The organism is Fulvivirga kasyanovii (genome assembly GCF_009711405.1).
Classification (GTDB): Bacteria; Bacteroidota; Bacteroidia; order Cytophagales; family Cyclobacteriaceae; genus Fulvivirga; species Fulvivirga kasyanovii.
This window is the reverse complement of record NZ_SMLW01000412.1, coordinates 1-9286: the sequence shown is the minus strand read 5'-3', so window position 1 is coordinate 9286 and position 9286 is coordinate 1. Positions and strand designations below refer to the sequence as shown.

Genomic DNA, 9286 nt, shown 5'->3' with positions numbered 1-9286 from the left:
AAAAAGACCCTTCAACCTTCAAAAGTGGATCGATGATAATCGCGACATTTTGAAGCCTCCCATCGGGAATAAAAACCTTTATGTAGAAGCCGGTGACTTTATAGTGATGATAGTAGGCGGCCCAAACGCCAGGAAAGATTACCACTACAATGAAACTGAAGAACTCTTCTACCAACTCGAAGGAGATATTACAGTTAAGATACAAGAAGATGGTAAAGCGGTAGAAGTAGCCATAAAAGCAGGGGATATCTATTTGCACCCGGCAAAAGTCCCCCACTCCCCTATAAGACCTGCCAACTCAGTAGGGCTGGTCATAGAGCGGGTAAGGGAAGAGCAGCATACCGACGGGCTAATGTGGTTTTGTGATAACTGTAATCATAAACTGCACGAAACATACTTCCCTCTAAAAAACATTGAGAAAGATTTTCTCTCACGCTTTAAGGAGTTTTACAGTTCCACAGAACTACGCACCTGCGACAACTGCGGACATGTGATGGAGGTGGACGAACGCTTTGTTTAATGGAGTCGGTGGTTTATCAATCTCCAGTTGGAGGAATTAAGATTTCAGCAGATGACGATGCCATCATAGAGGCTTGCTTTACCCGGGAAACAAAAAGCGGAACCACTGAAAATATGCTGATCCAACAGTGTATCAGTGAATTGGAATCTTATTTCCAGGGTGACTTAAAGCAGTTCACAATCCCGATAAAGCTGACCGGAACTGATTTCCAAAACAGGGTATGGTCTGAATTGTTGAAAATCCCTTATGGCAAAACTATCTCATACAGTGAGCTGGCCATACGCCTCGGAGACCTCAAATGCATCAGAGCCGCTGGCACTGCGAATGGCAAAAATAAAATCCCAATCATAGTGCCCTGCCACCGGGTGATCGGCAAGGATGGAAGCCTCGTAGGCTTTGGCGGGGGATTGGACAAAAAGGAATGGCTGCTAAAACATGAAGGCATTATACGCAGTGAACAGATGAAAATTTTTGCCTAATATTGACGCAAAAGATTCAAATTTTTCAAATGGGTAATAAAAATACGCTGGCATACGCACAACAATCAGACAACGAAGATCCACTTAAAGCATTCCGTAACAGGTTTCATATTCCAAAGCTCAATGGGAAAGAAGTCATTTACTTCACGGGCAACTCCCTGGGGCTACAACCTAAAAACACAAAAACATATATAGAAGAAGAGCTTGATGGCTGGGCTACATTAGGTGTCGACGGACATTTTCACTCTCAAAAGCGTCCATGGTTTTATTATCATAAGTTTAGCAAAGAGGCCTTGGCTAAAATAGTAGGAGCCCTGCCATCAGAAGTGGTTTCCATGAACAGCCTGACTACAAACCTCCACATGATGATGGTTTCATTCTATCGGCCTACAAGTAGCAGATATAAAATTTTGATAGAAGCAGGAGCCTTCCCCTCTGACCAATATGCAGTGGAGAGCCAGATAAAATTCCACAACTTGCCTTATCATGAAGCGCTTGTTGAGATAGCACCAAAAGAGGGTGAGCACACGCTGAGAACAGAAGACATAGTAAAGAAAATTGAAGAGCATAAAGACAGCCTGGCGCTGGTTATGCTTAGCGGTGTACAGTATTACACCGGGCAGTTCTTCGATATCAAAACAATTACCGAAGCAGGTCACAAGGCTGGTGCTCTTGTGGGTTTTGACCTCGCTCATGCTGTAGGCAATGTACCTCTCGAACTGCATGAGCATCAGGTGGATTTTGCTGCATGGTGCAGCTATAAATACCTCAATTCAGGACCCGGTGGTGTTAGTGGTATTTTTGTACATGAAAAACATGGCAACAATCCGGACATACCCCGGTTTGCAGGCTGGTGGGGCCATAATGAAGAGGAAAGGTTTAGAATGGAAAAGGGCTTTAAGCCCATGGAGGGAGCCGACGGCTGGCAGGTGAGCAATGTAAACGTGCTTAGCAGCGCTGCCCATCTCGCTGCCCTTGAAATATACAATGAAGCCGGCATGGAAGCGCTACGTAAAAAAAGTCTGAAACTGACAGGGTATCTTGAGTCATTGCTTAAAGAACTGGAAAATGAAAACCTGCTTGAGATTATTACACCATCTGACACCAACTCAAGGGGCTGCCAGTTATCACTGCTGGTCAACTCAAACGGGAAAGCTATTTTTGAGCACCTTACCAGATCAGGAGTAGTGGCAGACTGGAGAGAACCCAATGTTATCCGTGTAGCTCCTGTACCTTTGTATAACACATTTGAAGATGTATTTAACTTTTACGACATCTTGAAAAAAGTAATATTTTAAACATGCAAAATGTAGAAAAGATTTCCCTTGTAGGTGCAGGCCTTGTCGGGTCTTTGATGGCTATTTACCTGGCTAAAAGAGGTTATAAAGTAGACATATATGAGCGCCGCGAAGATATGCGCAAAGGAGGTGCTGAAGGGGGCCGTTCTATCAACCTGGCGCTGAGCAACAGAGGGCTTCTGCCCCTGGAAGAAGTTGGACTCGGCGAAGCTGCAAAAAAGATGGTGATCCCTATGCGCGGCAGAATGATGCACGACAACAAGGGCTACCTTACTTTTCAGCCCTATGGCAGGCTAGGCCAGGCTATTAATTCCATTTCACGTGGTGGCCTCAATGAGCTTCTGATGAATGAAGCAGAAAAGCTAGGGGTCAATATACACTTCAATCATTCATGTTTAGGGATAAACTTTGACAAGAACCTTCTCTTCTTTGATGTAAACGGAAAGAGAATCGAAAAAAATGCCGATGTCATTATAGGATCAGACGGAGCATTTTCGGTGGTAAGAAGGTTGATGCAGCGTACCGACCGTTTTAACTATTCTCAGTACTACATTGAGCATGGGTACAAAGAGTTAAGCATTCCCCCTGCAGCTAACAATGGTTTCAAGATTGAGAAAAATGCTTTGCACATCTGGCCAAGGGGCAATTATATGCTTATAGCACTTCCTAACCTGGATGGAAGCTTTACCTGCACTTTATTTTTTCCCTTCAACGGGCAGCCTTCATTTGATACTTTGCAAACCAGAAGTGACGTGGAAGAATTTTTCAAAAAGGTATTTCCCGATGCTTATGAGTTGATGCCAACGCTCACCGATGACTTCCAAACCAATCCTACATCATCACTGGTGACGGTAAAATGTCACCCTTGGGTAAAAAAGAGGACGCTTATTATAGGTGATGCCTCTCATGCCATAGTGCCATTTTATGGCCAGGGCATGAACAGCGGCTTTGAAGACTGTCGCATCCTTAATGCTTTACTGGATCAGCATCATGATGACTGGGACGTGGTACTTAAAAAGTTCAACGATTCAAGGAAGCCGGATGCCGATGCCATTTCTGATCTTGCTCTACAAAACTTTATAGAAATGCGGGACCTGGTGGCTGACAAAGAGTTTTTACTAAGGAAAAAAATTGAGGCTAAACTGCACGACCTCTACCCTGAGCAATGGATACCGCTTTACTCTATGGTCACATTTAATGAAAACATCCGATACTCCGAAGCTATGGAAATAGGTAAACGGCAAAAAGAAATAATGGATGAAGTGATGAAAACCCCGAATATTGAAAAGAAGTGGGAAAAACTGGATTTTAAAAGTATTGCAGAAAAGCTAAAGGTTTAGTTCTTCTTTTAGCCTTTTATAAGTGCGGTACTCCGCTTTGTCATGATCATGTTCCTGAGAAGCGAATAGCTCCATGGTTTCATTTAAAAATTCTTTGGAAGCTTTGTTATTGGCCAGGTAGTCGCGCAAAGCCGCAATAAACTTTGCTTCCCACTGTTCCCTGCTTTTCAGCAAGTATCGTATCTCTGCCTTGTATATCAGCATGAGATTCTCCTCTTTTTCTTCAAGACCAAGGTCTTCCGTAGCAAATTCATCACCCAGTATTTTCGACAGCCTTTTTAATGTAACCCACTCTTCCCGGTCCAACAGGCCATCGCTCATCACTATCAGGCAAGAGGGTAGCAGATGGGCAATATAGATAAACTGCTCTTTATTAATATCCAGAAAACGAACCTGGGTATACTCAGTATAGAGGTCATCCATCTTCGACTTAGCCATATATTTTTATTTGATGAATTGCTTATCCTAAATATAAAAATTTTCGTGATATCTCAGCTAGAAATTAGTTGTTTATACTGATCATACCTGCTTAAAATTTCACGAACATAATTTACCGGCTCTTCACCCCTGCAATAGCCTGACTCCACTACCGGATCCCGGAAAAAATCAGGTTTGGACTTCATCAGCAGGTAATATTCAACATTGCCTTCCCACTTCTGAGGGTCTTTGTCATGCTTTTTAGCCAGTTCACGTGCGTCTACAACATGTCCTAACCCCACATTATAGCTGGCCAGAACAAACTTTATCCGTTCATCTTTGTCTTCAATAGTTTTTGCCCATAATTTATCCAAAAAGCGCAGGTAATTCACTCCTGCCATAATACTCTGCCGGGGGTCATAGAGGTTTTCCGCCCCAAACCTGTATCCTGTTTCAGGCACCAATTGCATCAACCCAACAGCCCCGGCCCATGATTGCGCTTCGGGATTAAAATGTGATTCCTGGTAAATTTGAGAAGCCAGTAATCGCCAGTCCCAGCCAAGACTATCGGCCGCCTCTTTGATCAGGTCATCATATACGCTGATCTTTTCGCCTCCAATAGATGAAAAATCACTTTTTGCCCTTCTCAGAGAGGCTCGTGGACTCTTGAAATATTTGTTATAGATCACATTAAAAGTTGCCTGCTTTTTCAGTTGCTTCATCCAACTGTTCATTTCAGCAAGCAGCTCCGGCGCATTTTTCCGAACGGCCCAGGCTATTTGCTGTGGAAAGCTTATGGGAGTCTTCACATCAATCTGAGGATAGTACGCTGCGTTCACAAAAGCCACTGTCTCATCTGCCACAGTGTATTTTATATTACCCTGAGCCACCCGCCTGATCAACTCCTCAGTTTCTGCACTGTCCTGATCTTCGATAATAATGATGTCCCCTCCTATCTCCTGCGACAGGTTATGAAGCCTTTCTTCATACGAGGAGCTTTTTCTTACGTGTACCTCCTCGCCAATAAGATCAACCTGGTTTCTGATCAGTGTTTTATCAAGTTGCTCACGGGTCATTTTTCGCCACCCTTTGGGCTTTCTTTGCACCAGCACCTGTCGTGCCGTATAGTGACTCTCTGTAAAGGCAACAATTTTTTTTCTGGCCTTGGTTACGGTCAGCGAGTATGCGATTACATCTCCCTCCCCCGCATTCAGCATTTCAAACGCCTTATCAATACTAGCTGTAGATTTTATTTCAAGTGTTACCCCGATCTTTTCTGCAAAAAGTGCCAATAAGTCATACTCATACCCCATAGGCTGCCCCTTATATAAAAAATAGCCTGTAGAGCTGTTGTCAACGATGGCTATTAGAGTACCTCGCTCTTTGATTTTTTTAAGATCGAAATCCACAGCCTGTACCACCGGCTCCTCAGTAGGTTTGGGGCCAGTGCTCTCATTACCAGATCTATGGCAAGCCCATACTACCGAACATATCATCAAAAGTATCGAAGCCCTTAATCTCCATCTGGTTTTATCAATTTGAAAGATCATGATTTATGAAAATAATGATAATTTTGCTACTATAAAAGTCAAGTCCGATCTAACTGAGTGACCGGAACACGCTTTAGCAAATATTGTACACGAAAAAAGACATCAATGGTTTTATATAATGTAACAGTCGGCATCGACATAGACGCAGAAGAAGAATGGCTTGGCTGGATGAAAAGCAAGCACATTCCTGCTGTAATGGACACGGGTATGTTTATTGAATACAAGATATTTAAAGTATTAAGCCAAGAAGAAGAACAAAGTGTTTCTTACTCCATACAATATTTTGCTCAAACAGTCGACAAAGTGGTTGAATATCTCAATAATCATGCCCCAAAGCTTGTCGAAGAGCATCGCAACCGGTACAAAGACAAACATGTAGCATTCAGGACACTACTGGAAGAGGTATAATCTTACATCTTCGCTCCGAACCAAACAACAATGATAGTTAAAATAAAGAGTTTTCAAGCATATTATCTTTAAATATGCTACTTTAGCTTACGTCATAGCTTGGCATTCAGGTAAGAATTATATATTTAAGGTTATGAAAGCTCTATATTTTGAACGAACTGAGGATTCACCAAAGATACACTTCGATGGTGATACCGGTCGATTGCTGATCGAGGGAAGGTCTTTCATGGAAGATACTATGCCTTTTCATCAAGCAATAATTGGTTGGCTAAGAAATTATTTTCAGGAACCCAGCAAAAAAACAGTCCTTGAGCTTGAGATAGACTATCTTAACACTTCTTCTTCCAAAATGCTCATCGATATCCTTTTTGAGCTGAATAAATTTTACATTTTTGGCAACGATGTGGTCGTTAAATGGAAATATTACCAGCATGATGAGGACATGGAAGATATGGGGCACGAACTGGAAGAAATGGTCGACATTCCTTTTGAGTTCGGAGTATTAGTTTAGTATAGCTATACGCTGATGCTGCAGTTTATCCATTCTCCATCAAGAGTGGCGTTATAGTATTTCTTGTAAAAATTGATAGCCGGCTCATTCCAATCCAGCACCTGCCATACCATACCTGAGCAGTCACTTTCCTTACCTTGTTGAATCACCCGGTCAAACAACAGTTTGCCTGTACCTTTGCCACGTTCACTTTCTGTAACCACTATGTCTTCCAGGTAAATTCTCTTACCCTTCCAGGTAGAGTACCTGTAATAGTAGATAGCAATACCAACAATAACCTGATCTTCGTTTTCAGCAACGAACATTCCATAGATGGGATGGTCTCCAAAGCCATCCTTCTCCATCTGTTCCACAGTGTTAGTTACCTCATCGGGGGCATTTTCATAGGCAGCAAGCTCTTTAATAAGCTCCAGTGCTCTTGGCAGATCTTCTTTCTTTCCTTCTCGGATTATCATTTTATAAGAGTTAAAACGGGGACTGAAATATTCAGTCCCCAAATATATCTATTGTGCGGACTTTGCCAAAGGCGGGATCACTCCCATATTATACCAGGCAAAAGAATAAATATCAGCCTGCTGTTCAATCGTTTTAGAAATCGGAGTTCCTGCTCCATGCCCGGCATCTGTTTCAATCCTTATAAGTACCGGGTTGTCACCTTCATGTTTTTGCTGCAAATTGGCAATAAACTTAAAGGAGTGAGCAGGCACCACCCTGTCGTCATGGTCTGCTGTAGTTACCATGGTAGCAGGGTATTCTACGCCTTCCTTCACATTGTGCACAGGACTGTACCCATGCAGATATTCAAACATTTCTTTGGAGTCTTCAGCAGTACCATAATCAGAGGCCCAACCTGCACCCGCAGTAAATTTGTTGTACCTGAGCATATCCATTACCCCAACTGCCGGAAATGCAACCTTAGCTAGGTCAGGACGCTGGGTCATGGTAGCGCCAACCAAAAGTCCTCCGTTTGAGCCTCCGGCTATAGCCAGGTAGTCATTGGAAGTATATTTGTTTTTGATGAGATACTCTCCTGCAGCAATAAAATCGTCAAACACGTTCTGTTTCTGCATTTTGGTTCCTGCTTTATGCCATTTTTCACCGTATTCACCCCCTCCTCTTATATTAGGCTGGGCATATATACCTCCATTTTCCAGCCATACTATACGCGATGTACTAAAACTAGGCTGCAGACTCACGTTGAAACCTCCGTATGAATACAGATAGGTAGGGTTCTTACCATTTAATTCTATGCCTTTTTTATACACAATGAACATAGGAACCTTTGTTCCGTCTTTACTTTCATAAAAAACCTGCTTAGTTTCATAGTCATCCGGGTTAAAATCCACTTTCGGTTGTTCATACAGAGTAGATTTCCCTGTGGCAATATCGTATTTGAAAATGGTTGAAGGATAAGTGAATGATGTAAATGTGTAGTATAATTCGCTTTCATCCTTTTTACCTCCAAACCCCCAGGCGGTTCCTATACCCGGAAGCTCCACATTACGCTCAAGCTTGCCTGACATATCATATTGTTTCACCTCCGTTTTGGCATCCACCATGTAATCAGCAAATATTTTACCTCCTGCGGTAGAAGTCGAAAGCACGTTTTCAGTTTCCGGTATCACATCTTTCCAGCTCACCGGAGCCGGGTTTGAAATATCGGTTTCAACCAGCCTGTTATTTGGGGCACCAAGGTTAGTATGGATTAAAAGGCGCGGACCCTCATTAGCCAAAACATAATGGTCATTATCAAAATTATCAATGATAGTAACAATCTTCGATTCAGGGTCAGAAAGGTCTTTGATATACAACTCATTCCCGCTGGTACTTTGGGCTGCTGTAATCACAAGAAACCGCTCATCTTCCGTAAGGTAAGAACCAATATACCTTCTGGGCTGCTCTTCACCACCAAATATCATCTTATCTTCACTCTGAGGTGTCCCCAGCTTATGATAATACAACTTGTGGTGCTGTGTTTTACCGGAGAGCACAGAGCCCGATTTGGGCTTATCATAACTGCTATAGTAAAAACCTTCATTGCCTTTCCAGGCCAGGCCACTGAATTTTATGTCTCTCAAGGTATCTCCTACCTGCTCTTTGGTCTCTGTATTGATAACTATTCCCTTTCTCCAGTCAGAGCCTCCTTCGGAAATTAAATAACCAAATAAAGACCCATCTTTTGAAAAACTTGTGCCCGCCAGGGAGATAGTGCCATCTTCCTTAAAAGTATTAGGGTCTATGAAAACTTCAGGCTCCCCATCCATTCCTTTTTTTCTGTATAAGACACTTTGGTTTTGGAGTCCATCATTTTTATAGAAATAGTAGTACTCGCCATGCTTGTTAGGTGCGTATAACCTTTCATAGTTAAAAAGCTCTTCCAGGCGCTGCTTCACCTTATCCTTAAAAGGAATGTCATTAAGGTAAGAGAAAGTCACATCATTTTGAGCTTTAACCCATTGGGCTGTTTGCTCGGATCTGTCATCTTCCAGCCAACGGTAGGGGTCTGGCACTTCCGTACCAAAATAAACATCTACCGTGTCTACTTTTGCTGTTTCCGGATACGGGAGAGACTCCTCTTTGGCCTTCTCCTCTTTGGTACATGAAATTATAAGGCTCATTAAACATATAATACTAAACAGGTGTTTCATGGGGTGTACGTTTTATTTCAATATGGTTGTTTGGGAATCGGCTTTGAGCTTTTACTATCCATGTCCGTGTTAGGCTCAAGGATGCCTTTTAAGGTTTATATTTCACTTTATTGGG

Annotated in this window: 10 protein-coding genes; 6 read left to right on the top strand and 4 right to left on the bottom strand. The window is 42.5% G+C overall.

Annotation, left to right across the window (positions count from 1 at the left end):
• From E1163_RS05695 to E1163_RS05680, 4 genes are all read left to right on the top strand, one after another.
• On the top strand, positions 1–520 hold a 520-nt coding region (locus tag E1163_RS05695), incomplete at its 5' end, for a 3-hydroxyanthranilate 3,4-dioxygenase (RefSeq protein WP_155170393.1).
• The gene (locus E1163_RS05690) at positions 520–999 is read left to right on the top strand and encodes a methylated-DNA--[protein]-cysteine S-methyltransferase (RefSeq protein ID WP_155170391.1); all 480 of its coding nucleotides are present in this window, start codon (positions 520–522) and stop codon (positions 997–999) included. The genes E1163_RS05695 and E1163_RS05690, both read left to right, overlap by 1 nt.
• A 29-nt stretch (positions 1000–1028) precedes the next feature.
• A complete protein-coding gene (kynU, locus tag E1163_RS05685; RefSeq protein ID WP_155170389.1) occupies positions 1029–2297 on the top strand; it encodes a kynureninase in 1269 nt (422 codons plus the stop codon).
• Positions 2298–2299: 2 nt separating this feature from the next.
• Entirely contained in the window at positions 2300–3637 is a 1338-nt protein-coding gene (locus E1163_RS05680) for an FAD-dependent oxidoreductase (protein WP_155170387.1), read from the top strand.
• Here E1163_RS05680 and E1163_RS05675 read toward each other — a convergent pair.
• On the bottom strand, positions 3626–4075 hold the full coding sequence (locus tag E1163_RS05675) for a hypothetical protein (protein WP_155170385.1): 450 nt from the start codon (positions 4073–4075) through the stop codon (positions 3626–3628). The two genes, E1163_RS05680 and E1163_RS05675, sit on opposite strands and share 12 nt — an antisense overlap.
• 53 nt (positions 4076–4128) lie before the next feature.
• The gene (locus E1163_RS05670) at positions 4129–5604 is read right to left on the bottom strand and encodes an MltF family protein (RefSeq protein WP_155170383.1); all 1476 of its coding nucleotides are present in this window, start codon (positions 5602–5604) and stop codon (positions 4129–4131) included.
• A gap of 105 nt (positions 5605–5709) precedes the next feature.
• Here E1163_RS05670 and E1163_RS05665 point away from each other — a divergent pair, with 105 nt between their 5' ends.
• Both E1163_RS05665 and E1163_RS05660 read left to right on the top strand, forming a co-directional pair.
• Positions 5710–6012 carry a DUF4286 family protein gene (locus tag E1163_RS05665; RefSeq protein ID WP_155170381.1) on the top strand — a complete coding sequence of 101 codons (303 nt, stop codon included), beginning with the start codon at positions 5710–5712 and terminating at the stop codon, positions 6010–6012.
• Between the two features lie 133 nt (positions 6013–6145).
• Entirely contained in the window at positions 6146–6523 is a 378-nt protein-coding gene (locus E1163_RS05660) for a DUF1987 domain-containing protein (RefSeq protein WP_155170379.1), read from the top strand.
• A 5-nt stretch (positions 6524–6528) separates the two neighbouring features.
• On the opposite strand, the gene E1163_RS05655 is transcribed toward E1163_RS05660, so the two are convergent.
• Both E1163_RS05655 and E1163_RS05650 read right to left on the bottom strand, forming a co-directional pair.
• A complete protein-coding gene (locus tag E1163_RS05655) occupies positions 6529–6978 on the bottom strand; it encodes a GNAT family N-acetyltransferase (RefSeq protein ID WP_155170377.1) in 450 nt (149 codons plus the stop codon).
• 48 nt (positions 6979–7026) lie between these two features.
• Positions 7027–9171 (bottom strand): prolyl oligopeptidase family serine peptidase, encoded by a 2145-nt coding sequence (locus E1163_RS05650; RefSeq protein ID WP_155170375.1) that lies wholly within the window; start codon positions 9169–9171, stop codon positions 7027–7029.
• Between the last annotated feature and the right edge of the window lie 115 nt (positions 9172–9286).